The sequence below is a fragment of the Streptomyces sp. SID12501 genome (assembly GCF_010550245.1).
Taxonomy (GTDB): domain Bacteria; phylum Actinomycetota; class Actinomycetes; order Streptomycetales; family Streptomycetaceae; genus Streptomyces.
The window spans coordinates 1-23,494 of record NZ_JAAGLU010000018.1; the positions used below are offsets into that span (position 1 = coordinate 1).

A 23,494-nucleotide genomic window follows, 5' to 3' on the forward strand; every position below is an offset into this window, starting at 1 on the left:
CGCGGGGCTCCGGGCGGCCATGTTCCTTAAGCCATTTCATCGGCTCAACCATGACAGCCATACCCGGAGCCCCTGAGCCCCACCGATCTTACGAATGACCAGTTCGAACCCACCAAGAAGGTAGGACCGCCATGTCGCTCGATACGCCCCGGACCGAAACCCGTCGTGAGCGGCTGACGGCCCACGAAGCCCTCCAGCGCCTCGAACACGAACGCGCCTCCCGCCTCACCCAGTTGCGGGCGATCGGCGAGGCCGGGCCTGCCGCGGAGGAACAGATGATGTCCACGCAGAAAGACACCATCCGGCGAGTCCTCACCGAGGTGGAGGCCGCCATCACCCGGGTCCAGGACGGCAGTTACGGCGTCTGCCGCAACTGCTCGGGCCCGATCCCGGTCGAGCGCCTGGAGATCCTGCCCTACACACCGTTCTGTGTCCCCTGCCAGCGCGACGCCGCCTGACGAACGCCCGTCCGCCTTCCCTTCTCCGCCCTGCCCAGGGGGTGACTTGGTGAACCACCAGACCGTCGACGACCGCGACGCCATTCTGTCGATCGAGGACTTCGCCGCACTGCGCGACAACCTGCACGAACAACGTCTGTTCCGCCGGGAACAGCTGCAGCAGCTCTCTGCCGCCGCCACGACGCGCGCCGACGCGCTTCTCGACCGGCAGGCCGCTTCCCAGATCGAGGTCCGCGTGAAGCTCGCCGCCTCCGCCCGCATGGTCCTCGACGACGTCGAAGCCGCTCTCACCCGCATGGACCACAACAGCTACGGCACCTGTCACCTGTGCCGCGGGCCCATCGCCCGCGAACGGCTGATGATCGTGCCGCAGGCCCGCTACTGCGCCCGCTGCCAGCAGGTCAGGGAGGCGGGTCGGTGACCACCGCACCCGGTCCCCGTGCCCCGGCCGCCCGGCACCGCTCGTGGCCCCGGTGCCGGCAGTGCACCGGCATCGCCCTGGATCTGGGCAGCGCCCGCACCCGCGCCTGGACGTCCGGGCGGCGGGGGATCCTCGATGTGCCCACAGTGACCTTCCCTGGCGTCGGCGGCACACACCCCGTCCAGCGCGGCACCATTGTCGACGCTCCCGGAACCGCCCGGATGCTCCATCGGCTGCTCGGCCGGCGGCTGCCCCGTTTCGGCCGGCCTCTGCTCATCCTGACCACACCGGCGCTGGGCGGAGTCGCCTACCGGGCCACGGCCCGCACCGCGGTCGAGGTCCTGCGCCCGCACGCGGTACTGACCGTCCCCACCGCGCGCGCCGTGGCCATGGCCGTGGACGCCGACCTGACCCACCCCCTGCTCGTCGTCGACATCGGTGCGCACCTCACCGAGGTCACGCTTCTCACCGACGGCGCGGTGACCGACGCCCGCCACACCGCCCTGGGCACCACCGACCTGGACAGTCGCACGCCGCCCGCGCGGATCGCCGAAGCGGTCGTCGCGATGGTGACCGCCATGCTGGACCAGGACACCACGGCCCAGACGCTCGACGCCCTCCAGCGGGGCGCACTCCTCGCCGGCGGGGGCGCGCTACGACCCGACCTCACCTACCGCCTCACCGGGCAACTGCACGCTCCCGTCCAGACTGTCCCCGCCCCGCACACCGCAGCGGTCCGCGGCGCCGCGAAACTCCTCCAGGCCGCCCACACCCACCCAGGGCTGAGGACTGAGGGTGGCAGGGCGGACTGACCGCGCAGCTGCCGCGCCCCTGCCACGGAGGCGAAGCAGACGTCGGTGACCTACTCGTACCGGACCGTTGAGGCGCGGAACCTGACGCGGCGCCGGTGGGGCCCGGTATCCGCACGATGTGGAAGGCCTTCTCCATCCACTCCAGGTCTTACCCGGGGCTGTTCTCGTCCTCGGGCAGTGCCTCCATCTTCCGCAGGAGTCCAAGAAGTGCCTCGCGTTCCGTCTCCGCCAGAGTTTCGAAGCACTCCGCCAGCACCGAGTTCGCCACCTCGTGGCCCGCCTTCAGCACCCGCTCCCCATCAGGGGTGAGGTGATGCTCGAACCGTCGGCCGTGCCCGGGGCGCCGGTCCACCAGCCCCTGTGCCACCAGTCGGCCGGCGAGCGTGCCGAACGCCTGCTCGCTCTGGAATGTCGACACCGCCAGCTCCCGGGCGCTGGCGCCGGGCGTGCGGGCGATCGCGCGTAGCGCGTCCCACTGTGCGAGCGTGCTGCCGATCGACGCGAGGCGGCTGTCGAGCGCTCGGTGCTGGCGGTACTGGGCGGCCTTCACGGCCTTGCCGAGGATCTGCAGTTCAACGGGCATGCCCAGCAGACTAACACGATGACTAAGCTTGCTTATATAAATATCTTTAGTTACAGTCCTGGCCATGACTTCGGAACTGACACTCACCGAATCCGGCCCCGCCACCGGCCGCCCCGTCCTCGTGCTGCACGGCGGCGGTGGCCCCGCCACCGTCACCCCGATCGCCGAACACTTCAGCACGACGGCCCATACCCTGCTGCCCACCCACCCGGGCTGGAACGGCACCCCCAGGTCTGACCGCTTCACCACCGTGGCCGACCTCGCCGCCGCCTACCTGCACCTGCTCCGCGACCGCCATCTGTCCGACGTCCTGGTCATCGGCTCCTCGCTCGGCGGCTGGATCGCCGCCGAACTGGCCACGGCCGACACGGAGGGCCTGATCAGTGGGATCGCCCTGCTGAACTCGGCCGGCATCGAGGTCGACGGCGAACCGATCCGGGACTTCTTCAGCCTCGACGCGCGGGGCGTCGCCGAGTACGCCTTCCACGACTCCGAGCGGTTCTACATCGACCCGGCAACGCTCCCGGCCGAGCGACTCGCCGTCATGCAGGCCAACATGGCAGCACTGCGCGTCTTCTCCGGCGGCCCCGCCATGAGCGACCCCGCCCTCCGCCCCCGCCTCGCGGCCGTCACCGTTCCCACTCTCGCCGTGTGGGGCGAGAGCGACCGCATCGTGACCCCGGCCTACGGCAAGGAGTACGCCGCGTCGTTCGCGAACGCCCGCTTCGAAGTCGTGGCGGAAGCAGGCCACTTGCCCCATCTCGAACAGCCCTCGCGCACCTTCGCCCTGCTCGACGCCTTCGCCGCCGAGACCGGGCGCAACTGAGGAGCGTTCAGGTCACACATCGAGATCGGCAAGCCATTCGAAACATTCGAAAAAATGGGTCTGGAGCATTTACTCCGGACTCCGGAGACACGTCAATTCGAGTCACCTTCACCTTCATCGAGCGAGCCATTTATCCCGCTGAACAGGAATTACTGCCCCCAGGTGCAGCTGTCAGCATTTTCGAATGTTTCGAGGTGAAAACCGAAACTATTGACACCTGACGTGACCCGGCCAACACTGTCGCGTGTTCAGCAGCTCCCATCGGTCCCACGAGGACGAGGAGGAAACACGCACATGAACAAGGCACCCGCACCCGCATCCCGGCTCAGGCTTCTCATCAGTGGCATCTGCACCATGCTGCTGGTCGCCGTGGCCGCACTGACCCTGCCCGGCACCGCACAGGCCGCCACGGTCGTCACCACCAACCAGACCGGCACCAACAACGGCTACTACTACTCGTTCTGGACCGACGCCCCCGGCACCGTCTCCATGACGCTCAACTCCGGCGGCAACTACAGCACCGCATGGAGCAACTCCGGGAACTTCGTGGCCGGCAAGGGCTGGAGCAACGGCTCACGCAGGACCGTGAGTTACTCGGGCAGCTTCAACCCGTCCGGGAACGCCTACCTGGCACTGTACGGCTGGACGTCGAACCCGCTCGTCGAGTACTACATCGTCGACAACTGGGGCACCTACCGGCCCACGGGAACATACAAGGGCACGGTCACCAGCGACGGCGGTACGTACGACATCTACCAGACGACCCGCTACAACGCCCCGTCCGTGGAAGGCACCCGCACCTTCAACCAGTACTGGAGCGTCCGGCAGTCGAAACGGACCGGCGGCACCATCACCACCGGCAACCACTTCGACGCCTGGGCCCGCGCCGGAATGCCCCTGGGCGGCTTCAACTACTACATGATCCTCGCCACCGAGGGTTACCACAGCAGCGGCAACTCCAACATCACGGTGGGCTAGCCATGACCCTCATGAAAGCAAGGCGTCTCCCGTTACTGGCCGCCGCCGCTCTGGCCGCCGCCACCGTCCCCGCCGGCCACCCCGCCGCCCCGGCGCAGGCCGCCGCCTGCAACGGATATGTCGGGCTCACCTTCGACGACGGCCCGTCCACCAACACGACGGCCCTGCTGAGCGCCCTCACACGGAACGGGCTGCGGGCCACGATGTTCAACCAGGGCCAGTACGCCGCCGCCAACCCGGCCCTGGTCCGAGCCCAGGTGAACGCCGGCATGTGGGTCGGCAACCACAGCTACACCCACCCGCATCTGACCCAGCTCGCCCAGTCACAGATCGACTCGGAGATCTCCCGGACCCAGCAGGCCATCGCCAACGCGGGCGGCGGCACTCCGGTGCTCTTCCGACCGCCGTACGGCGAGACCAACGCGACGGTGAAGGCGGTCGCCGCCAAGTACGGTCTGACCCAGATCATCTGGGACGTCGACTCACAGGACTGGAACGGCGCCAGTACCGACGCGATCGTGCAGGCCGCCGCCCGGCTCACCAACGGACAGGTCATCCTCATGCACGACTGGTCCGCGAACACGCTCGCCGCGGTTCCACGCATCGCGCAGGGCCTGACCGGCCGCGGCCTGTGCGCCGGGAAGATCTCCCCGGCGACCGGCCGCGCCGTAGCCCCGTAGCCGACTCCTCCGAGTACAGCGGTACCCCGCACCCGGTGGCGCGGCAGCCCACAGCTGCCGCGCCACCTCCTGTATGCCCACCCTCTCCGCTCCCGCGCTCCGCGACCATTTCCAGCGCCCTGAAATCGCCGACCGCCACCCGCCGGTGACCACCCCGACCATCCTGACCGGCGGTCGGCGGAGCCACGACGCCATGGGCCACAAGGAGGAGGCAGGCGCTGCCCGACTGGTACCGCGGTACCACCCGGTTACCGAAGACTCCCCTGTGGTCCCAGAGAACCGGGCCGCGGCGCCCGTAACTTCGAACGCAGATGCCGCGCCGCGGCCGAGTTCGAAGCGAGAAGGGCCCGCCCATGATCGAAGCACGTGAGCTCACCAAGCGGTACGGCGACAAGACGGTCGTCGACCACCTGAGCTTCATCGTCAAACCGGGCGAGGTGACGGGCTTCCTGGGCCCCAACGGTGCGGGCAAGTCCACGACCATGCGCATGATCATCGGGTTGGACTCACCCACCGCCGGCTCGGTCACGGTCAACGGCAAGTCCTACGCCAGGCACGCCGCTCCGCTCCAGGAGATCGGCACCCTGCTGGAGGCCAAATCCGTGCACCCAGGCCGTACCGCCTTCAACCATCTGATGGCGCTCGCGCACACCCACGGCATTTCCCGCCGCCGGGTCGACGAGGTCATCGAGCTGGCCGGGCTGACCAGCGTGGCCGGCAAACGGGTGGGGGCCTTCTCCCTGGGCATGGGCCAGCGGCTCGGCATCGCCTCGGCCCTGCTCGGCGACCCGGCCATCGTCATGCTCGACGAACCCGTCAACGGCCTCGACCCCGAGGGCGTGCTGTGGGTACGCAACCTCCTGCGCGGCCTGGCCGACGAGGGCCGCGCCGTGATGCTCTCCTCGCACCTGATGAGCGAGACCGCGCTGATCGCCGACCACCTGGTGATCATCGGACGGGGCCGGCTGCTCGCGGACACCACGGTCGACGACTTCACCCGGGAGGCAGGCGGCTCCGGCGTGAAGGTCGCCACCACCGAAGCCGTGAAACTGCGTTCGCTGCTGGCCGGCCCGGAGGTCACGATCAGCTCCTCCGCCGCCGAGGAACTGGTGGTCGTAGGACGTGACGCCCGGGAGATCGGGGTGATCGCCGCTCAGCACGGGGTGGCGCTGTACGAACTCACCCCGCAGACAGTCTCCTTGGAGACGGCCTTCATGGAACTCACCCACGACGCCGTGGAGTACCAGAGCGCTCCCGCCGACTCCGAGCGAAAGGCCGCCTGATGACCTCCACCACCCTCGCCCCGGAGATCTCCGGCACGCCTGTTCACAAGGTGACCAGTCGCCGGGTGCTGCGCTCGGAATGGGCCAAGTTCTGGACGCTGCGGTCGAGTTGGATCACGTTGACCGTCGGCGTGGTCCTGCTGATCGCCTTCGGCGCGATCGCGTCCGCCACCTACAGTCCGGACGCCGCCACGAATCAGGGGCCCGGGCCGAGCTCCGGCATCAGTGACGCGGTGAGTCTGGCCCTGACCGGCGTGACCTTCGCGTCGCTGGCCGTGGGCGTGCTCGGCGTGCTGCTCTCCGCGGGCGAGTACAGCACCGGCATGATCCGCTCCACCCTCGCCGCGGTGCCGCGCCGGCTGCCCGTGCTGTGGGCGAAGAGCGCCGTGATCGGGCCGATCGCACTGATCCTCACCATGATCGCCGCGCTGGCGGCGTTCCAGCTGGGCACGCTGGGTCTGGACGGCGAGAAGATCGCGCTGTCCCTGAGTGACGACGGTGTGCTGCGCAGCCTGGCCGGCGCCGGCGTCTACCTCGGCCTGGTGGCCGTGTTCGGCGTGGCGCTGGGGATGCTGCTGCGTTCCTCCGCCGGAGCCATCGCCGCTCTCGTCGGTATTCTCCTCATCCTCCCCGGCCTCGCCTCGCTGCTGCCCGACTCGCTGTACGACAACATCAACCCCTACTTCCCCAGCAACGCGGGCTCGGCCGTCTACGCACTGCAGCAGTCCTCCGACTCCCTGTCGCCCGGGGCGGGACTCGCGGTCTTCGCCGGCTGGGTGGCCCTGACTCTCGCCGGCGCCGCCTTCCGCCTGGTCCGGACCGACGTCTGAGCTGCGAAACCAGCGACAATGAGGTCCATGAGTCCACAGCGCGCGGCAGCCGCCGCGCCGACCGCCCGGAGGACGCTCCCGCCGTCCTCCGGGCTCGACGACGCCTGGGCGCACCCACTCCTGGGCCGTCTGCTGCGCGGGCAGAGCCGCCATCGGGAACTGGACGTACGCCATCCGTGGCTGCTCGACACCGCGGTGGTACTGGTCGTCGGCCTCGTCAGCCTGCCAGACCTGCTCTCCCCCGGCAGCAACGGGCCCTTCGGGGAAGCGAGCAGCCACGGTCACCTTCCGACCGCCGTCCTGTGTCTCTTCGCCACCGCGCTCATCGTGCCGCTGTGGTGGCGCCGCCGGGCACCGGCCGTCGCCTTCTTCGTGATCATGCTGGTGTCCATGGTCCAGTGGTCGCTGGGTGTCTGGCAGCAAGCCGGCATCAGTGCTCTCGTCACCCTGTACACGCTGGCTGTGTGCGGTTCCCTGCGCGTCCTGGGCTGGGCCGTCGCGCTCACCTTCGTCAGTCTCACCTCGGCGGTCTGCTTCCTGACACAGATCGAGCGCCCGCTGCTCGGGCTGTTCTTCCTGTTGGGCACGGCGACAGCGGCCGTGGCCGTCGGACTGACCCTGCGCATCCGCCGTATGTACCTGGCCGCGCTGGAGGACCGCGCCGCCCGCCTGGAGATCGAGCGCGACCAACGCGTCCAGCTGACCGCCGCCGCCGAACGCGCCCGGGTCGCCCGGGAGATGCACGACATCGTCGGCCACAACCTCTCCGTCATGGTCAGCGTCGCCGACGGCGCCGCCGTCCTCGCCGCCAACCGGGGCGAGCAGTCCGCCGAGGCGCTGCGCATCCTCGGCGACACCGGGCGCCAGGCCATGGGCGAACTGCGGCGTGTGCTGGGCGTACTGCGCCAGGAGCAGGAGCACGAACGGCTGCTGGGTCCGCAGCCGGGCATCCATGACCTGGATCCCCTCCTGACGCGGGTCCGCGCGGCGGGGCTGAGGGTGACCTACCGGACCGAGGGTGCGCTCGACTCTCTCGGCAGCGGCGTGCAGCTCACCGTCTACCGCATCGTCCAGGAGGCGTTGACCAACACGCTCAAACACGCCGGTCCGGCCTCCACCGCCGAGGTCGCCGTGGCCGCAGCGGCCGGCCGGCTGCGGATCCGGGTCACCGACACCGGAGCACCACCGGGGTTCCCCGCACGCGAGGAGCCGGGGCCGCGGACCGGCGTCGATCCCGGCCACGGCCTGGTCGGTATCCGGCAGCGGGCAGCCATGTACGGCGGTGACGTCGCCGCCGGTCCCCTCGACGCCGGGCCCGGCTGGATCGTGGACGTCGTACTCGACGTGCCCTCCACGCCCGCTCTGTCGGCATCGGGAGAGCAGCTGCCGTGACCACCGTACTGATCGCCGACGACCAGCCCCTGCAACGCATGGGGTTCCGCATGCTCCTGGAGGGCACTCCCGGCCTGACCCCGGTCGGCGAGGCCGAACACGGGGCCGAGGCCGTCCGCCTGGCCGCGGAACTCCGCCCCGACGTCGTCCTCATGGACATCCGCATGCCCGGCATGGACGGTTTGGAGGCCACCCGCCGGATCATTGCATCCGGCGGCCGTACCCGCGTCCTCATCGTGACCACCTTCGACCTCGACGAGTACGCCTACGAAGGACTGCGGTCCGGCGCCAGCGGCTTCCTGCTCAAGGACGCCCGCCCCGAGGAACTCATCGCGGGCATCCACGCGGTGGCGACCGGCGACGCCGTCGTGGCCCCGAGCCTGACCCGGCGCCTCCTGGACGCCTACGCCCACCAGGTGCTCGCGCCGCCCGGTGTCCCCTCGGCCGAGGATCCCCGGCTGCGGACGCTCAGTGACCGAGAACGGGAGGTCCTGGTCGCCATCGGCCAGGGCTGGACGAACACCGAGATCGCCGAACGGCTCGTCCTCACCGAGTCCACGGTGAAGAAGCACGTCGGCCGGGTCCTCGCCAAGATCGGGGCGCGCGACCGCGTCCAGGCCGTGATCATGGCGTACGACGCCGGACCCGTCCGGGCCAGACCCTAGTTCGGGAAACGCCTGTTGAAGGTGATGACGCCGGGCAGGTGACAACTCGCCCCGAAGCCCGCACAGTCCGCGCAGTCCGCGCACAGGCTGGAGGCGAAGTCGTACCCGGAGCCGAAGACCCGGCCCGCCCGTCACCTACCGGGACGGGCGGGCAGGCACCTCGGAGACCGGCTCGCCGGTCGGGTCGGGGTCGGCCGGCCAGGTGAAGGGGTGGGTTCCCGGGCTGTTGTCCGGCCGGCCGACCTCGAACTCCTCACCGTCGACCGGCATCCGTCACCTGCGCAGCGGATCATGCAACGGTGAAGTCGGCGGCCTCGGTGACCAGCTTCGTGTCGCCGTCCTTCGCGGTGGCCAGGACGGCGACGTGCCACACACCACGCTCGGACGACTCGACGTCGGCTCGGGTCACCGGAACCGTGTAGGTGCAGCGCACGGTGTCCCCACCCGACGGCTTGCACACGGCCGACTCCACGGAAGCCATGTCCTTGGCGGTCAGCCCCTGCTTGGCGAAGAAGGACGAATTCGACGGCCACGCCAGGACCTTCACGCCCTTGACACCGGCGGACGCCGTGACCTCAGTGGTGAAGGTCAACGAGCCGGCACGGTCACCGACAGGAGCCGCGTAACGGGCGGCGCTGTGCGCCACCGAAAGAGGCTGCTCCCCGGCATGGGCGAGAGCAAAGGCCCCGGCACCACCGAGGACGACGACACCAGCAGCCACGGCCAGAACGACACGACGCGCCATGAGAAATTCCCCCAACAGACTCAGCAGGATCGGACCGGCGCTCCTGTCCGCGCCGTTGCCCCAATCCTGGCCGGGCGGCAGGCGCCAGGTATGAGCGCACGTACTCAACTCCAGCCTGAGTAGCGGCCGTTCGGCCGTGAGGACGAAGACGCGAGGCAGGCAGACCGGCAGCCCGCAACTCACCTCCCCCTACCTCTCGGAGAGTCCTTCAGCCGGACCGATGCAACTCATGTGCACACGCGACGGACCTGATTGTGGGGCCCTGCCGTCAAAACGGCAGGGGCCACAAGGGGGTGTGATCACCATCGGTACCAGCGGCCACGGCCGCCGGCGGTGCTGGAGGTGGAGGTGGAGCGCATCGCGAAGCCCAGCTGCCACAGCACCAGCACCAGCACCAGCACGGCGATGGCCATCCACCACAGGTGCACAACGCCGCCGGAGTCAGGACCGAGCAGCGGAGTGGCTGTCGGGGTGGATAGGAAAGATCTGGTCGAGGCCCACGATGCGCAGTACCCGCAGGGTGTGGGCAGGGACCGCTGCCAGAGCGATGTCCGACTGGGCAGCTTGGGCATGGTTGCGTGCCGCGATCAGGCTGGTGAGTCCGCTCGAGTCGCAGAATTCCATGCCGGCCAGGTCAAGGATGAGGCGCTGGCCCGGCTGGAGGGTGAGCGTGGTGAGCAGCTCACGTAGTTCGGGTGCACTGGTGTGGTCGAGTTCACCGGTGATCTCCAGAACGGGACCGGTGACGGCGTCTCGGGTGGTGATCTTCAGCCGAACCCACGTAGTCGAACAGCACCACTCGGTAGTCCTCGACGAGAGCCGGCACCGTCAGCCGCCACATGTTCTGATCGCAGCCGAACCCGTGAGCCAGCACCACCGTCGGCCCCTGGGGGTTGCCGATGACGTTGACATTGTTCCTGCGGCTGATATCCATCCGGCCAGTCTTCCAGGTACCGCTCGCCCCTCCGCCGAGGCTGCCCACTGGTTGCGCGACCCGCACAGCGCCCTCACCGAGCCGGGCGGCCGAATCGAAGCGGGCACGGCATGCCCATGAACAGGCCGACAGCGGGTAGGCGAAATTACACGACAGCGACAACCCGCGATGAAGAAAAACGATCCACGGGAAGAGTTCTATGGTCATCCCACGTAAAACCCGGGCATCGGAGGAACAGGAACCCAAGGCCCTGCGGTACAGCGCCGCCTGGGACACGACAGACGCGTCGCTCGCGGACTCCCGAGCGGCAGTGCGCACGCTCCTGGCCGATGCCGGCCACGACCCTGACCACCGACCGAGCCAGGACGCCCAGCTCGTCGTCAGTGAGCTGGTCACCAACGCGATGCGCCACGCACCCGGTCCGGGCGGTCTGGCGCTGGAGGTCACACCCGACGCAGCCCTTCTGCGCATCACCGTGCGGGACAGCTCCCCTCGGTGGCCCGAACTGCGCGCATACGACGTCCGTCGCGTCGGCGGGCACGGCCTGCAGTTGGTCACCCGTCTGTGCGACCAGCTGAACACCATCGGCCTGGAGACCGGCAAGCAGATCGTCGCTCACCTGCTCCTGCCCAGACCCGTCGGCTAAGGCCTACCGGCACCGGCTTGACGCACCGGCGGCGAGCCATCGTCGTCGTCTTATCGACGGTGCCGTGGAATGCGTACACGAACTCGTGGTCGATGACTCCGCCGTGGCGACCCGGCGACCCCTGATCGGCAGCCCTCGGCATGGCAGGACGCTGACGTGCCGAGGGTACGTGGTCGATTCCGATCACGATGGAGTGCGGATCCCGCACAGTTCTCGACGCGGGAGCCACGACTTCTTTGAAGGGCGGCTGTGCTCTCAGCGCGGCTCCCATGGACGAAGGCTCCAGACGCTCTCTGGGGCATACGTCCCGGTGATCGAGCAGACCGGAACGCTGGAGACGGTTGCCAACCAGTGCGCGACGGAAGCGAGCAGAGAAAAGCCTCTGGCTATTACGCGCGCGTGTACGACCACGGTGAGTTCAATTACAACAGCACCGTCGATGACGCCCTCCGAGTCCTCGGGTTGGAGCGACCGGATCAGCTCCGTCTGCGACACCTGACCCACACCGCGTGAGTGGTGGGGGCGGGTTCGCGTCGCCTCCGACTCAGGGCACCGAGGTTTGAGACACGTTTTACGCGGCACACGCAACTGCGGTCCACCCCGTCGCTGTCTCACAGTGCGTCGGGCCCATCAGGGCCGAAGAGCTAGAGAGCGGGGCATGTCGTGCGACGGCGCAAGGGCAGCATAGGGATCGCACTCGTCACGGGCGTGATGCTGGTGGGCGCGAGTGCCTGCGGCGGAGGCGGGGGCGGCAGTGACAAGGCGAGCGGTGACGACGCGAAGGCCTCGGGAAACCCCACGGCGAGCTCGTCTCCGTCACCGACGAAGCCCGCGGGCCCGCCGATGCTGCTGGAGACGATCACCCCACAGACGGGAACCACGGTAGGCGTGGCCATGCCGATCTCGGTGGTCTTCACGAACCCGGTGGCGGCCAAGGCACGGGCCACGGTCGAGAAGCACATGAAGGTGAGCGCCTCACAGCCGGTGGCCGGTGCCTGGCACTGGTTCGGGGACCAGCGCGCCGACTGGCGTCCCAAGACGTACTGGCCCTCCGGCACGACAGTGAAGATCGACGCCGACATGAAGGGCGTCAGCAACGGCGACGGCCGTTTCGGCGTACACGGCTACACGCACACCTTCAAGATCGGTGACGACGTGCGCGCCGATGTCTCGGTGACCGGCCACACCATGAAGGTGACCCGGAACGGCGCGCCGGTGCGCACCTTGTCGATCAACGCGGGCAGCGCCGAGTATCCGACGTGGAACGGCACGATGGCCGTCATCGACAAGCAGGAGAAGGTCCACATGACCTCCTGCAGCGTCGGAATCAGCTGCGACAAGGGCAGCCCCGACTACTACGACCTGACGCTGCCCTGGGACGTCCATCTGACCCAGTCCGGCACCTACGTGCACTACTCGACCGGCGACCCGAACCCGGGCAGCGGCAGCGCCCGCGGCTCGCACGGCTGCGTCCACCTGTCCATGTCGGACGCCAAGTGGTTCTACGACCAGGTCAAGCAGGGCGATCCCATAACCGTCACCGGCTCACCCCGTGCCAAGGCCTCGGCCGACAACGGCTACGCCGACTTCAACCTGGGATGGGCCCAGTGGCTCGCGGGCAGCGCCTCCGGGGAGGCTACGACCGCGACACTGTGATGCGTTGCGGTGGCGAGGAAGGGGGCTTCGCCCGGTGCCGCGGGCCCGTGTGTCGATCGTTGCCGACACGGACCAGGCGTACCCCCGGCCGCTACCGTGATTGCGACGCCGACAGGGACTGGTCGGCCGCCCAGGAGGCGAGGATTCGCAGCCGATCGTGGGTGGCGGAACCGGGCGCGGCCGTCCAGACGGTCAGGTTCTGGTCGGGATCGGTGTTGGCGGTGAGCGTGTCCCAGTCCAGGACGAGTTCGCCGACCACCGGATGGTTCAGGGTCTTCGTGCCCACGGTGCGCGCGGCCACGCGGTGATCGCCCCACCACCGGGCGAACTGCTTGTCCCGCATGGACAGTTCACCTACCAGCTCGATCAGACGCGGGTCCTCGGGATACTTCGCGGCCTCCATCCGCAGTTGGGCCACGGAGATCTGGGCCGAGACCTCCCAGTCGGCGTACAGGGTGCGCATGGCCGGATCGGTGAACTGGATCCGGGGATAGTTGCGGTGCTTCTCCGGGAGCCGGGAGAAGTCGGTGACCAGTGCGGCGGCCAGCGCGTTCCAGGCGAGGATGTCTCCGCGCCGGCCCTGCACGATTGCCGGGGTGGCGGTGAGGTCGTCCAGGACGCGCTGCAACTGCGGCTGGACCTTCTGCCTGCTGGGCCGCCGGGTGCGGGTGGTGGTCCTGCCCGCGAGCTGGAAGAGGTAGCCGCGCTCGTCGTCGTCCAGGTGGAACACCTGGGCGAGGACGTCCAGCACGGGCGCCGACGCCTGCATACGGCCCTGTTCGAGACGGGTGTAGTAGTCGGTGCTGATGCTGGCGAGCTGGGCGACCTCCTCGCGGCGCAGCCCGGCCACCCGGCGGGGCCTGTCCGTCTCCGGCAGGCCGACCGTGCGCGGGCTCAGCTCCGAGCGGCGTTTCTTGAGGAATTCTCCCAGCTCATTGAGGGGAACGTTGCTGGTCATGCTTCCCAGCATGACATCGATCGCTCACAGGAAAGGGGGGAGAGTTTCCTCCCTGGATGTTCTCCTCCCAGGATGGATCTCTCCGCTTTTCGCGCCTGCCTTCAGGTGTGAGGCTCGACAGTGAGCAGCCGTTCCTGACCTGGCTGCGTACCCCGATCCTCGCAGCGAAGGAAGTTCCACCATGCGCGGAGCAGTCATCCACGCCCCCGGCGACGTGCGCTTCGAGAACCTGGCCGATCCGAAGATCCTCCAGTCGACCGACGCGGTGATCCGCACGGTCGCCACCTGTGTGTGCGGCTCGGACCTGTGGCCCTACCGCGGCGCGGAACCCATCGGCGACCCGCACCCGATGGGGCACGAATACGTCGGCATCGTCGAGGAGACCGGCAGCGAGGTCACCAACGTCAAGCCGGGCCAGTTCGTGGTCGGCTCGTTCGCCACCTCGGACAACACCTGCGCCAACTGCCTGGGCGGCTGGCAGTCCAACTGTCTGCACCGCGAGTTCATGAGCACCTGCCAGGCCGACTACGTGCGCATGTGAACGCCGTTCTGCCCGGTATGCGCGCCCTCGGCCGCGGCACCCTGCTGTTCGTCAACGGCTCCAGCGCCGTACGCCCCAACCCGGACGTCGCCGGCACCTCCATCGCCTTCGCCGCCGAGAGCGCGTACGCCCGCATGCTCCACGACACGCTCGCCCCGCAGAACATCCACGTCGCCCAGCTGATCATCCCCGGAGCCGTCCGGCCCGACGCCGAGCACAGCAGCCCCGACGCCCTCGCACAGCGCCTGCTCGACATCCACCAGCAGCGGGACGGCTTCCGGCACTACTCCGAGCCCCTGCCCGACTGATCCCCTGGACGACCTCGTGAACCCGGCACCTCTTCGCGCCCTCGCCCGCATGGTCCCGGCCGCCACCGTTCTGCTGGTCGTGACCTCCTGCACCGACGCTTCCCCGTCCTCCTCCTCGAAGCCCGTATCACCGCAGACCTCGACAGCCCCGGCCGCCACCACACCGTTCACAACGTCCGGCAGGACCACCGCCATGAACATCCGCCTCACCATCGACGGCCACCGCATCGACGCCACCCTCAACGACAGCGCCACCGCCCGTGACTTCGCCGCCCAGCTCCCCCTCGCCCTGTCCCTGCGCGACTTCAACCAGACCGAGAAGACCGCCGACCTGCCCCGTCGGCTGTCCACCTCCGGCGCCCCGGAGGGAAGCGACCCCAAGGCCGGTGACCTGGCGTACTACGCGCCCTGGGGCACTCTGGCCACCTACTACCGCGACGCCCCCTACGCCACCGGACTGATCCCCATCGGGCAGATGACCGACGGCGGCGGCACCGAGCAGCTCGCCGGCGCCGGGGAGATCAGCGTCGAAGCCGCTCCCTGAGGAGCTCGGGCGTTACGGACAGCTCTGTCCTGCCTTCGCCGCGCGCGAAGGTCGCTCCTGGTCATGCCGTCAAGTCGCTCCTGCCGGACCTCAAGGGGGGAGGAATGTCTCCCTGCCACGAGTGGTGCCGGTGGTGCAAGACTTCCCGTGGGACCAGTCGCCGCGGCCAAGGCGCGCGATGCCAAATGGCCCGGTTCCCCGCGGTGGCGAAGATCCCGACTCCCGTCCCGCTGTCGAGTACGGCCGATCCGTCCGCGATACGAAGGCGTACGTATGTCTACTGAACTCCCTGAATCTGCCGTCCCATCCCCCACCGGATCCAGCGAGTCCCCCTCGGTGCCCAGTCGGCGCACCTTCATCGCCACCAGTACCGCGGTCGGTGGCGCAGTCGTCGCAGGCGCCGTGATCAGAGGGACCTCCCTCGTCGGCCAGGAAGAGGCCACGGCCGCCGAGGGGCCACCGTCAAGCCGGGTCTCCCTGACGGTCAACGGCACCCGCCGGACCGTGACCGTCGACAACCGGACGTCGATGCTGGACCTGCTGCGCGAGCACCTCGGCCTCACCGGTTCGAAGAAGGGCTGCAACGCGGGTGCCTGTGGTGCGTGCACGGTGCTGGTCGACGGGCGGCGCGTCAACTCCTGCCTGACGCTGGCCGTTCGGCTGGAAGGCGCCGAGGTCACCACCATCGAAGGTCTGTCCGCGGGGGATCAACTGCACCCGCTGCAGCAGGCGTTCATCGACGAGGACGCATTCCAGTGCGGGTACTGCACGCCGGGGCAGATCCTGTCCGGCGTCGGCTGCATCCAGGAGGGTCATACCGGTTCGCCGGAGGAGATCCGGGAGTGGATGAGCGGCAACATCTGCCGCTGCGGCTGCTACGTCAAGATCGTGCGCGCGGTCGAGCAGATCGCGGGCCGGAAGTAAGGAGCGGCCCTTCATGCACCCCTTCGCCTACACCCGTGTCTCCGACATCCGCGAGGCCGTCAACGCCGGTCGCCAGGGCGGTCGTTACATCGCCGGAGGCACCACCCTCGTCGACCTGATGCGCGAGACGGTCGAGCGCCCGGACTCCTTGGTCGACATCTCCGGCCTGCCCCTGCACGAGGTCACCGCCACCGAGCGCGGGGGTCTGCGCATCGGCGCCCTGGTGACCATGGCCGAGGCCGCCGCCCACCCGAAGGTGCGGACCCTGTATCCCGTCGTCTCACAGGCACTGGAGCTGAGCGCTTCGGCCCAACTCCGCAACATGGCGACCATCGGCGGGAACATCATGCAACGCACCCGCTGCACGTACTTCCGGGATGTGACCGCAGCCTGCAACAGGCGCGAACCCGGCTCCGGTTGTGCCGCGCTGGAGGGTGTCAACCGGACTCACGCGATCCTCGGGACCTCGGATGCCTGCGTGGCCACCCATCCCTCCGACGCCGCCGTCGCCTTCGCGGCCCTGGACGCGCGAGTGCACCTGCTCGGACCGGACGGGAAGCGCCAGGTCCCCTTCACCGACTTCCTGCTGCGTCCGGGCAACACTCCTCAACGCGAACAGGCCATCAGGCAAGGGGAGTTGATCACGGCGGTGGAGATCCCGGCGCTGCCGCGTCCGCTGAAGTCCGGCTATCTGAAAGTGCGGGACAGGCAGTCGTACGAGTTCGCCCTGACCTCGGCGGCCGTCGCGCTGCATGTGCGCGGCGGGCTGATCCGGGCGGCGAAGGTCGCCGTCGGCGGTGTGGGCACCGTGCCCTGGAAGCTCCCGGCAGTCGAGCGACATCTCATCGGCGAGCGCCCCTCGGGCGCCCTGTGGGCAGCCGCCGCCGAGAAGGCCGCGGACGGCGCCCGTCCCCTTCAGCACAACCGCTTCAAGGTCGAGTTGCTGAAGCGGACCGTCGAGCGCCAGCTGCGCATCGTAGGAGGTACGAAGTGAGCCCGCAGCCGCAGGCAACCGTCGGCGCACCGCTGTCCCGTGTGGACGGCCGGCTGAAGGTCACCGGTAAGGCCCTGTACGCCGCCGAGCACGACGTCGCCGGGGCGATACATGCCGTCATCGTCGACGCGAGCATCGGCCTCGGACGCGTCACGTCCCTCGAAACCGGCACCGCCGAGGCCCAGCCCGGCGTACTGAAGGTCATCCACCACTTCAACGCGCCGACGCTGCCCTACCGCGACAACCCAGGGTCGAACAACCCGGCGGGCCGACGGCTGCGGGTCTTCCAGGACGACAAGGTCCTCTTCCACGGCCAGCCCATCGCCGTCGTCATCGCGACCACTCTGGAGGCCGCCCAGCACGGCGCGAGCCTGGTCGAGGTCGGCTACGACGCCGAACAGCCCTCCACCGACCTCACCAACGCCGAGCCCGACGAGGCGATCCGATACGCGCGCGGCGACGCAGAGGCGGGCCTGCGCGACGCCGCCGTACAGCTGGACCTGACGTACCGCACCGCGCGCAACCACCACAACCCGATGGAACCGCACGCCACCATCGCCCGCTGGGACCGCGGCAAGCTCACCGTGTGGGACAAGACCCAGTGGGTCGTGGGCACGCAGACCGAACTCGCGGCGGTGTTCGGCCTGGAGACGGATGCGGTGCGCGTCATATCGCCGTTCGTCGGGGGCGGCTTCGGCACCGCGCTGCGCTGCTGGCCGCATGTGGTGGTCGCCGCACTGGCCGCCCGCGAGACGAAACGTCCGGTCAAGCTCGTTCTGAGCCGCAAACAGATGTACCTCGGGACGGGTTTCCGGCCCTCGTACGAGTACCACCTGCGCCTGGGCAGCGACCGGCGCGGCCAACTGACGGCTGCAGTACACGAGTTGGATGCCGAGACGTCGTCGTACGAGACGTTCACCGAGGGCATCCTGGCGGCCGGGCAGATGCTCTACAGCATGCCCGCCGTGAGCCAGGCCTATCGGACGGTGCCCCTGGACCTGCCCACTCCGCTGTACATGCGCGGCCCCGGCTTTCATACGGCCTCCTTCGTCATCGAGTCGGCCATGGACGAACTCGCCCACCAACTCGGCATGGACCCGATCGAGTTGCGCCGGCGCAACGAACCGAACGAGGACGAGTCCAGCAACCTGCCGTTCTCCACCCGCCGACTGCGGGAGTGCTACACCGTCGGCGCCCGCGAGTTCGGCTGGCACCGCCGCAATCCCAGGCCCCGCTCGACGCGTGACGGGGACTGGCTCATCGGCAGGGGCATGGCCGCCGGCGTCTACGACACCGCGCGCATGCCGGCCCAGGCCCGAGCCCGCCTGGACGCCGACGGCAGCGCCGTGGTCGAGGCCGCCGCCACCGACATGGGCCCCGGAACCTACACCTCCCAGACCCAGGTCGCCGCCGACGCCCTCGGACTGACCATGCGCACGGTCACCTTCCGGCTCGGCGACTCGCTCTACCCTCCGACCCCGCCGCACGGCGGCTCCATGACCATGGCGAGCGTCGGTTCCGCCGTCCTCGACGCCTGCAACCAGGTCCGCCGTCAGGCGATCAAGCTGGCCGTGGAGGACCGCGCATCACCGCTGCACGGGGTGGCGGCCGACGACGTGGTGGTCCGGGCCGGCCGACTGCACGTGAAGAACGACCCCACGCGCGGGGAGACGTACCGGCGACTGCTCGTCCGCAACGACCGCACCCACCTCACAGCGGACGGCTCCTTCGCCCCGCCGTCGGGACCCGAACGGCACTCCTTCTACGGTTACAACGCGACGTTCGCCGAGGTGGCCGTGGACGCGACGCTCGGCCTGGTCCGGGTGCGGCGCGTACTGGGCGTGTACGACGCGGGGCGCATCATCAGCCCCAAGCTCGCCGACAGTCAGGCCCTCGGCGGCATGGTCGGCGGCATCGGCACGGCCCTCCTCGAACACACCGTCACCGACCACCGCGACGGCCGAATCGTCAACGCGAACCTCGCCGACTACCTCGTCCCCGTCAACGCCGACGTCCCCGACCTCAAGGCGATCTACCTCGACGGAGAGGACCGCGAGGCCGACCCGCTCGGCGTCAAGGGCCTCGGTGAGCTCGTGATGATCGGCGTGGCGCCCGCCATCGCCAACGCGGTCTTCAACGCCACCGGCCGCCGTGTCCGCGAACTGCCCATCACCGCCGAGGCGTTGCTCTGAGCTGAGCACTTCCGGCAGGCGGGGTGCACACCGCACGTCCGGCGGCCTGCCCCCGTCGGGCCGCCGGACCTCCCAGGGCCGCCGCCGCGCGTCGACACTCCCCCGGGGCACGGCGGCGGCCCGCTCACCTTCCGATTCTGGTCCCACTGTGGAGAGCCGCCCATGCTGAACATCGCGGACACACTGCACCGCTGGTGCGACGAATCCCGCCCCTTCGCTCTCGCCACGGTCGTCGACGTCCGCGGCAGCGCACCCCTGCCGGTCGGCACCTCGGTCGCGGTGGACGCCGACGGCAACGCCGTCGGCAGCATCTCCGGCGGCTGCGTCGAGGGCGCCGTCTACGAACTGTGCCGGCAGGTGCTGCACGACCGGGGCACTCCGCAGCGGGCCTGGTTCGGATACTCCGACGACGACGCCTTCGCCGTCGGCCTCACCTGCGGCGGCGAACTCGACGTCCTCGTCCAGCGCATCGATCCCACGGCACAGCCACACCTCACGGCCGCCCTCACGGAGATCGTTCAAGGGCGTCCGGTCGCCGTGGCACAGGTCGTGGACGGCCCGGAGCACCTCCTCGGTTCAACCTTGAGCGTGCTCGGCGGCGGCCGTGCGGCCTACGGACGCGTGGACGGCGGGCCGGCCGACCGGGCGGTCGCCGACCGGGCCAGGGCCCTGCTGCGGGCCGGCCGCACCACCCGCGTCGACATCGGCGGGTCCGGGGACGGGTGCCCGGAGCACCTGTCCGTCCTCGTCCACGTGGCGGCCACCCGCCCCCGCATGCTGATCTTCGGCGCCGTCGACTTCGCCGCGGCCCTCAGCCGGGCCGGGCGCTTCCTCGGCTACCGGGTCACCGTCTGCGACGCCCGCCCCGTCTTCGCCACCACCGCACGCTTCCCGCACGCGGACGAAGTGATCGTCGAATGGCCCCACCGGTACCTGGAACGAACCGAGGTGGACGCCCGTACCGCCGTCTGCGTCCTCACCCACGACGTCAAGTTCGACATCCCTCTCCTACGACAGGCCCTCGACCTGCCCGTCGCCTACGTGGGGGCGATGGGCTCCCGGCGTACCCACGAGGAACGCCTGCGACTCCTGCGCGAAGCCGGCGTGTCCGGAGAACAACTGGCCAGGCTGCGCTCACCGATCGGCCTCGACCTCGGAGCCCGCACGCCCGAGGAGACGGCCGTCTCCATCACCGCGGAGATCATCGCCGAGGTCAACCAGGGCACGGGCCGGCCCCTGGCCCGGGTCACCGGCCCGATCCACCGGCCACCCCGGCCCAGGGAGTCGGTCCTGGTCAGGTGAGTGAGCAGGGGAGAGCCCCCGCTGGGACTCTCAGCCTGCGGCAACCCTCTCCGGATCGTCGGCCGGGGTCCCGGCGCGGAGCCACCGGTACCCGTAGGCGGGCAGTTCGACGCCGAGCAGGCCGTCGTCGGACACCGTGAGACCGGCGTGGTCTTCGGCGAGGAGGTCGGTCAGCCTGTCACCGGGTCCGGTCTCCGGGAGCCGCAGTCGTACGGTGAGGGGGCGGCCCGCGAAGTTGTGCAGGGCCAGGACCCTCCCGTCCGGGGTACAGCTGATGTGGGCGAGCACGGCGCGCTCCCCCGTCTCCACCAGGCGGTACTCGCCCCAGGCCAGTTCGGGAGCCTCCCGGTAGCGCTCGACGAACAGCCGTATGCGGCTGAGGAGCGAGCCGGGGTCGCGGCTCTGCTCGTACACGTTCACCTTCTGCGGTGCGAACGCGCCCTCCACCAGCGGGTTGGGGAAGGTGTCCGGCGCTGCGGTGGAGTATCCGGCGCCTTCCTGCGGGGTCCACTGCATGGGGGTGCGTACCGCCTGGCGGCCCTCGGCGGCCAGGTTCTCGCCCATGCCGATCTCCTCGCCGTAGAAGAGCACGGGGGTGCCCGGCAGGGTGAAGAGGAGGCTGTAGGCGAGTTCGATGCGGCGCCGGTCACCGTCGACCATGGGAGGCAGCCTGCGGCGCAGCCCCCGGTCGTACAGCTGCATATCCTTGTCCGGGCCGAAGGCGGCGAAGACCTCGGCGCGTTCGTCGTCGCTCAGTTTGTCGAGGGTGAGTTCGTCGTGGTTGCGTACGAACGTGGCCCAGTGGGCGTCGCGCGGGGCGGCCGGACGATCACGCAGCGAGGCGGCCAGCGGCCCCGCCTCCTCGCGCGCCATCGACAGGTACATCTGCTGCATCCCGACGAAGTCGAAGCACATGGTGAGTTCGTCACCTCGGTCCGAGTCGGGGTCGCCGAAGAACCGGACGAGGTCGCCGTAGGGCAGGTTCACCTCGCCGAGCAGTACCGACTCGCCGTTGCGGCGGCCGAGGAAGGCGCGCAGGTCCGCGAGGTACTCGTGCGGGTCCGGCAGCTCGCCGGCGTCGTCCTGGCCGTCCGTCTCCAGCAGGAAGGGCACCGCGTCCACCCGGAACCCGGACAGTCCGAGCTGTGTCCAGAAGCCCATGATGCGGGCTATCTCGTCCCGTACTTCGGGGTTGGCGACGTTGAGGTCGGGCTGCTCCTTGTAGAAACGGTGCAGGTAGTACTGGCCGCTGCCCTCGTCGTACTCCCACAGGCTGTCCTCCGCGTCGGGGAAGACCACGCCTTCGGGGCTGTCCTCGGGAGGCTCGTCCTGCCAGACGTACCAGTCGCGGTGGGCCGAGTCCCGGCCGGAGCGGGCGTCATGGAACCAGGGATGCTCCTCGGAGGTGTGGTTGACCACGAGGTCGGCGATCACGCGGATGCCGCGGTCCTTGGCCGTGCGGACGAACTCGGTGAAGTCACCGAGGGTGCCCAGGCGGGGGTCGACACCGTAGAAGTCGGTGATGTCGTATCCGTCGTCGCGTTCCCGTGTCGGGTAGAAGGGCATCAGCCACACGCAGGTCACACCGAGGCGCACCAGATGGTCGATGCGCTGGGTGAGACCCGCGAAGTCGCCGATCCCGTCGCCGTTGCCGTCCTGGTACGTCTCGACGTCGAGGCAGTACACCACCGCGTTCTTCCACCACAGGTCGGATGTACGGGTCAGACGCATCGGTACTCCTTGGCCGTGGCGGGAAGCGGGCGGGTGACGTCGAGCTGGGGCAGTACCTCGGCACCGAACGTGTCGATGAACGCGGCCTGTTCACGGCCCACGTGGTGGAGCATCACGGTGTCGAACCCGAGGTCGGCGTATTCCTGGAGCCATGCGGTGTGGCGGCCTAGGTCGGACGAGACGTTGACCGTGCCCGCCACCTGTCCGGGCGTGACGTGCTCGCTGACGATGTCGAACAGTTCCACGGAGTCCAGGTCCCAACTGACCGGAGGCGTATGCACGTTGGTCCGCCACTGGTCGTGTGCCAGCGCCAGGGCATGGTCCTCGTCGGGTGCCCAGCTCAGGTGTACCTGGAGATGCAGGGGCCCGTGGCCACCCGCGTCGCGATAGGCGTCGGCGATCTCCCGCAGCCGTTCCGGCGGGGCGTTGACCGTGATGAGGCCGTCCGCCCACTCGGCGCACCAGGCGGCGGTGGCCGTGCTGCACGCGGCTCCGACGAGCGGCGGCACTTCGGCCGGCAGCGTCCACAGCCGGGCCCTGTCCACGGTCACCAGTCCGTCGTGGCTGACCTCCTCCCCTGCCAGCAGTGCGCGGATGATGTCGACGCATTCCCGAAGGCGTGCGTTGCGCAGATCCTTGCGCGGCCAGGGGGCCCCGGTGATGTGCTCGTTGGAGGCCTCACCGCTGCCGAGCGCCGCCCAGAACCTGCCCGGATACATCGACGCGAGGCCGGCGATCGCCTGGGCGACGATCGCGGGGTGGTAGCGCTGCCCCGGCGCGTTCACCACGCCGAACGGCATCCGGTCGGTGGCCTGGAGGGCGGCTCCGAGCCAGGACCAGGCGAATCCCGACTCTCCTTGACGGACGCTCCAGGGTGAGAAGTGATCCGAACACATGGCGGCGGTGAATCCCGCGCGTTCGGCGTGCACCACGGCGTCGAGCAGGCCCGCGGGCGGGATCTGTTCGTGCGAGGCGTGCAATCCGTAGACAGTCATGTTCCGGCGGGTACCCCCGCGATTGATCCTCAGCAGTGACGCCACAGCGCTGATCCCGGCAGCCCGCGGGAGGCGGGCTGCCGGGATCGGTGGACG

24 protein-coding genes and 4 pseudogenes are annotated in these 23,494 nt (G+C 69.5%); 19 read left to right on the forward strand and 9 right to left on the reverse strand.

What is annotated here, in order from left to right; genetic code table 11:
* Positions 1 to 131 precede the first annotated feature (131 nt).
* From G3I71_RS22070 to G3I71_RS22080, 3 genes are read left to right on the forward strand one after another with little or no spacing between them, the layout of a single operon-like run.
* Positions 132 to 458 (forward strand): TraR/DksA C4-type zinc finger protein, encoded by a 327-nt coding sequence (locus tag G3I71_RS22070; protein ID WP_164316574.1) that lies wholly within the window; start codon positions 132 to 134, stop codon positions 456 to 458.
* A gap of 46 nt (positions 459 to 504) precedes the next feature.
* Positions 505 to 879 carry a TraR/DksA C4-type zinc finger protein gene (locus G3I71_RS22075; protein ID WP_164316575.1) on the forward strand — a complete coding sequence of 125 codons (375 nt, stop codon included), beginning with the start codon at positions 505 to 507 and terminating at the stop codon, positions 877 to 879.
* The gene (locus tag G3I71_RS22080; RefSeq protein ID WP_164316576.1) at positions 876 to 1,691 is read left to right on the forward strand and encodes a rod shape-determining protein; all 816 of its coding nucleotides are present in this window, start codon (positions 876 to 878) and stop codon (positions 1,689 to 1,691) included. Before G3I71_RS22075 ends, G3I71_RS22080 begins: the two co-directional genes overlap by 4 nt.
* Positions 1,692 to 1,839: 148 nt before the next feature.
* On the opposite strand, the gene G3I71_RS22085 is transcribed toward G3I71_RS22080, so the two are convergent.
* The gene (locus tag G3I71_RS22085) at positions 1,840 to 2,274 is read right to left on the reverse strand and encodes a MarR family winged helix-turn-helix transcriptional regulator (protein ID WP_164316577.1); all 435 of its coding nucleotides are present in this window, start codon (positions 2,272 to 2,274) and stop codon (positions 1,840 to 1,842) included.
* Between the two features lie 64 nt (positions 2,275 to 2,338).
* Here G3I71_RS22085 and G3I71_RS22090 point away from each other — a divergent pair, with 64 nt between their 5' ends.
* The 7 genes from G3I71_RS22090 to G3I71_RS22120 all read left to right on the forward strand — a co-directional run bounded on the left by G3I71_RS22090 (position 2,339) and on the right by G3I71_RS22120 (position 8,928).
* Positions 2,339 to 3,100, forward strand: coding sequence for an alpha/beta fold hydrolase (locus tag G3I71_RS22090; RefSeq protein WP_164316578.1), 762 nt, complete (start codon positions 2,339 to 2,341; stop codon positions 3,098 to 3,100).
* A gap of 294 nt (positions 3,101 to 3,394) precedes the next feature.
* Positions 3,395 to 4,078 carry a glycoside hydrolase family 11 protein gene (locus G3I71_RS22095; RefSeq protein ID WP_164316579.1) on the forward strand — a complete coding sequence of 228 codons (684 nt, stop codon included), beginning with the start codon at positions 3,395 to 3,397 and terminating at the stop codon, positions 4,076 to 4,078.
* 2 nt (positions 4,079 to 4,080) lie between these two features.
* On the forward strand, positions 4,081 to 4,758 hold the full coding sequence (locus G3I71_RS22100; protein WP_164316580.1) for a polysaccharide deacetylase family protein: 678 nt from the start codon (positions 4,081 to 4,083) through the stop codon (positions 4,756 to 4,758).
* Between the two features lie 353 nt (positions 4,759 to 5,111).
* Positions 5,112 to 6,041 carry an ABC transporter ATP-binding protein gene (locus tag G3I71_RS22105; RefSeq protein WP_164316581.1) on the forward strand — a complete coding sequence of 310 codons (930 nt, stop codon included), beginning with the start codon at positions 5,112 to 5,114 and terminating at the stop codon, positions 6,039 to 6,041.
* Positions 6,041 to 6,871: an ABC transporter permease gene (locus G3I71_RS22110; protein WP_164316582.1), complete on the forward strand. Its 831-nt coding sequence runs from the start codon at positions 6,041 to 6,043 to the stop codon at positions 6,869 to 6,871. Before G3I71_RS22105 ends, G3I71_RS22110 begins: the two co-directional genes overlap by 1 nt.
* Before the next feature lie 27 nt (positions 6,872 to 6,898).
* Positions 6,899 to 8,263: a sensor histidine kinase gene (locus tag G3I71_RS22115; RefSeq protein WP_164316583.1), complete on the forward strand. Its 1,365-nt coding sequence runs from the start codon at positions 6,899 to 6,901 to the stop codon at positions 8,261 to 8,263.
* On the forward strand, positions 8,260 to 8,928 hold the full coding sequence (locus tag G3I71_RS22120; RefSeq protein ID WP_164316584.1) for a response regulator transcription factor: 669 nt from the start codon (positions 8,260 to 8,262) through the stop codon (positions 8,926 to 8,928). The genes G3I71_RS22115 and G3I71_RS22120 overlap by 4 nt, the downstream gene beginning before the upstream one ends.
* Positions 8,929 to 9,063: 135 nt before the next feature.
* Here the strand turns inward: G3I71_RS22120 and G3I71_RS52295 are convergent, their stop codons facing one another.
* The 5 genes and pseudogenes from G3I71_RS52295 to G3I71_RS22135 all read right to left on the reverse strand — a co-directional run.
* Positions 9,064 to 9,198, reverse strand: coding sequence for a hypothetical protein (locus tag G3I71_RS52295; RefSeq protein WP_275409251.1), 135 nt, complete (start codon positions 9,196 to 9,198; stop codon positions 9,064 to 9,066).
* A gap of 19 nt (positions 9,199 to 9,217) precedes the next feature.
* On the reverse strand, positions 9,218 to 9,673 hold the full coding sequence (locus tag G3I71_RS22125; RefSeq protein WP_164316585.1) for a DUF5707 domain-containing protein: 456 nt from the start codon (positions 9,671 to 9,673) through the stop codon (positions 9,218 to 9,220).
* 299 nt (positions 9,674 to 9,972) lie between these two features.
* A pseudogene (locus tag G3I71_RS52300) lies at positions 9,973 to 10,101 on the reverse strand (hypothetical protein); the annotation flags it as partial.
* A 13-nt stretch (positions 10,102 to 10,114) separates the two neighbouring features.
* A complete protein-coding gene (locus tag G3I71_RS22130; RefSeq protein ID WP_164316708.1) occupies positions 10,115 to 10,444 on the reverse strand; it encodes an STAS domain-containing protein in 330 nt (109 codons plus the stop codon).
* 1 nt (position 10,445) lies between these two features.
* A pseudogene (locus tag G3I71_RS22135) lies at positions 10,446 to 10,607 on the reverse strand (alpha/beta fold hydrolase); the annotation flags it as partial.
* 199 nt (positions 10,608 to 10,806) lie between these two features.
* On the opposite strand from G3I71_RS22135, the gene G3I71_RS22140 reads away from it, so the two are divergent.
* The gene (locus G3I71_RS22140; protein ID WP_164316586.1) at positions 10,807 to 11,253 is read left to right on the forward strand and encodes an ATP-binding protein; all 447 of its coding nucleotides are present in this window, start codon (positions 10,807 to 10,809) and stop codon (positions 11,251 to 11,253) included.
* Between the two features lie 711 nt (positions 11,254 to 11,964).
* Positions 11,965 to 12,909 (forward strand): Ig-like domain-containing protein, encoded by a 945-nt coding sequence (locus G3I71_RS22145; RefSeq protein ID WP_164316709.1) that lies wholly within the window; start codon positions 11,965 to 11,967, stop codon positions 12,907 to 12,909.
* 91 nt (positions 12,910 to 13,000) lie between these two features.
* Here the strand turns inward: G3I71_RS22145 and G3I71_RS22150 are convergent, their stop codons facing one another.
* Positions 13,001 to 13,879 carry a helix-turn-helix domain-containing protein gene (locus G3I71_RS22150; protein ID WP_164316587.1) on the reverse strand — a complete coding sequence of 293 codons (879 nt, stop codon included), beginning with the start codon at positions 13,877 to 13,879 and terminating at the stop codon, positions 13,001 to 13,003.
* Between the two features lie 169 nt (positions 13,880 to 14,048).
* On the opposite strand from G3I71_RS22150, the pseudogene G3I71_RS22155 reads away from it, so the two are divergent.
* From G3I71_RS22155 to G3I71_RS22185, 7 genes and pseudogenes are all read left to right on the forward strand, one after another.
* Positions 14,049 to 14,405, forward strand: a pseudogene (locus tag G3I71_RS22155) (alcohol dehydrogenase catalytic domain-containing protein); the annotation flags it as partial.
* Between the two features lie 5 nt (positions 14,406 to 14,410).
* Positions 14,411 to 14,716 (forward strand): annotated as a pseudogene (locus G3I71_RS22160) (dehydrogenase); the annotation flags it as partial.
* 16 nt (positions 14,717 to 14,732) lie between these two features.
* Positions 14,733 to 15,260 carry a cyclophilin-like fold protein gene (locus G3I71_RS50375; protein WP_343243031.1) on the forward strand — a complete coding sequence of 176 codons (528 nt, stop codon included), beginning with the start codon at positions 14,733 to 14,735 and terminating at the stop codon, positions 15,258 to 15,260.
* A gap of 273 nt (positions 15,261 to 15,533) precedes the next feature.
* Positions 15,534 to 16,184, forward strand: a complete 651-nt coding sequence (locus G3I71_RS22170; RefSeq protein WP_164316588.1) for a (2Fe-2S)-binding protein — start codon at positions 15,534 to 15,536, stop codon at positions 16,182 to 16,184.
* Positions 16,185 to 16,197: 13 nt separating this feature from the next.
* On the forward strand, positions 16,198 to 17,178 hold the full coding sequence (locus tag G3I71_RS22175) for a xanthine dehydrogenase family protein subunit M (protein WP_164316589.1): 981 nt from the start codon (positions 16,198 to 16,200) through the stop codon (positions 17,176 to 17,178).
* Complete coding sequence (locus G3I71_RS22180; protein ID WP_164316590.1) at positions 17,175 to 19,370, forward strand: xanthine dehydrogenase family protein molybdopterin-binding subunit; 2,196 nt, start codon at positions 17,175 to 17,177, stop codon at positions 19,368 to 19,370. The genes G3I71_RS22175 and G3I71_RS22180 overlap by 4 nt, the downstream gene beginning before the upstream one ends.
* Before the next feature lie 162 nt (positions 19,371 to 19,532).
* Positions 19,533 to 20,672 carry an XdhC/CoxI family protein gene (locus G3I71_RS22185; protein ID WP_164316591.1) on the forward strand — a complete coding sequence of 380 codons (1,140 nt, stop codon included), beginning with the start codon at positions 19,533 to 19,535 and terminating at the stop codon, positions 20,670 to 20,672.
* 30 nt (positions 20,673 to 20,702) lie between these two features.
* On the opposite strand, the gene G3I71_RS22190 is transcribed toward G3I71_RS22185, so the two are convergent.
* Both G3I71_RS22190 and G3I71_RS22195 read right to left on the reverse strand, forming a co-directional pair.
* Positions 20,703 to 22,403, reverse strand: a complete 1,701-nt coding sequence (locus G3I71_RS22190; protein WP_164316592.1) for an alpha-amylase family protein — start codon at positions 22,401 to 22,403, stop codon at positions 20,703 to 20,705.
* Positions 22,394 to 23,398 (reverse strand): TIGR03885 family FMN-dependent LLM class oxidoreductase, encoded by a 1,005-nt coding sequence (locus G3I71_RS22195; protein WP_164316593.1) that lies wholly within the window; start codon positions 23,396 to 23,398, stop codon positions 22,394 to 22,396. Before G3I71_RS22195 ends, G3I71_RS22190 begins: the two co-directional genes overlap by 10 nt.
* Positions 23,399 to 23,494 lie beyond the last annotated feature (96 nt).

Bases quoted from the DNA above. Each gene is read 5' to 3' on its own strand.
- G3I71_RS22070 (WP_164316574.1), top strand. From the start codon at position 132: ATGTCGCTCGATACGCCCCGGACCGAAACCCGTCGTGAGCGGCTGACG.
- G3I71_RS22085 (WP_164316577.1), bottom strand. From the start codon at position 2,274: ATGCCCGTTGAACTGCAGATCCTCGGCAAGGCCGTGAAGGCCGCCCAG.
- G3I71_RS22090 (WP_164316578.1), top strand. From the start codon at position 2,339: ATGACTTCGGAACTGACACTCACCGAATCCGGCCCCGCCACCGGCCGC.
- G3I71_RS22095 (WP_164316579.1), top strand. From the start codon at position 3,395: ATGAACAAGGCACCCGCACCCGCATCCCGGCTCAGGCTTCTCATCAGT.
- G3I71_RS22100 (WP_164316580.1), top strand. From the start codon at position 4,081: ATGACCCTCATGAAAGCAAGGCGTCTCCCGTTACTGGCCGCCGCCGCT.
- G3I71_RS22105 (WP_164316581.1), top strand. From the start codon at position 5,112: ATGATCGAAGCACGTGAGCTCACCAAGCGGTACGGCGACAAGACGGTC.
- G3I71_RS22110 (WP_164316582.1), top strand. From the start codon at position 6,041: ATGACCTCCACCACCCTCGCCCCGGAGATCTCCGGCACGCCTGTTCAC.
- G3I71_RS22115 (WP_164316583.1), top strand. From the start codon at position 6,899: ATGAGTCCACAGCGCGCGGCAGCCGCCGCGCCGACCGCCCGGAGGACG.
- G3I71_RS52295 (WP_275409251.1), bottom strand. From the start codon at position 9,198: ATGCCGGTCGACGGTGAGGAGTTCGAGGTCGGCCGGCCGGACAACAGC.
- G3I71_RS22125 (WP_164316585.1), bottom strand. From the start codon at position 9,673: ATGGCGCGTCGTGTCGTTCTGGCCGTGGCTGCTGGTGTCGTCGTCCTC.
- G3I71_RS22140 (WP_164316586.1), top strand. From the start codon at position 10,807: ATGGTCATCCCACGTAAAACCCGGGCATCGGAGGAACAGGAACCCAAG.
- G3I71_RS22145 (WP_164316709.1), top strand. From the start codon at position 11,965: ATGCTGGTGGGCGCGAGTGCCTGCGGCGGAGGCGGGGGCGGCAGTGAC.
- G3I71_RS22150 (WP_164316587.1), bottom strand. From the start codon at position 13,879: ATGCTGGGAAGCATGACCAGCAACGTTCCCCTCAATGAGCTGGGAGAA.
- G3I71_RS22170 (WP_164316588.1), top strand. From the start codon at position 15,534: ATGTCTACTGAACTCCCTGAATCTGCCGTCCCATCCCCCACCGGATCC.
- G3I71_RS22175 (WP_164316589.1), top strand. From the start codon at position 16,198: ATGCACCCCTTCGCCTACACCCGTGTCTCCGACATCCGCGAGGCCGTC.
- G3I71_RS22185 (WP_164316591.1), top strand. From the start codon at position 19,533: ATGCTGAACATCGCGGACACACTGCACCGCTGGTGCGACGAATCCCGC.
- G3I71_RS22190 (WP_164316592.1), bottom strand. From the start codon at position 22,403: ATGCGTCTGACCCGTACATCCGACCTGTGGTGGAAGAACGCGGTGGTG.
- G3I71_RS22195 (WP_164316593.1), bottom strand. From the start codon at position 23,398: ATGACTGTCTACGGATTGCACGCCTCGCACGAACAGATCCCGCCCGCG.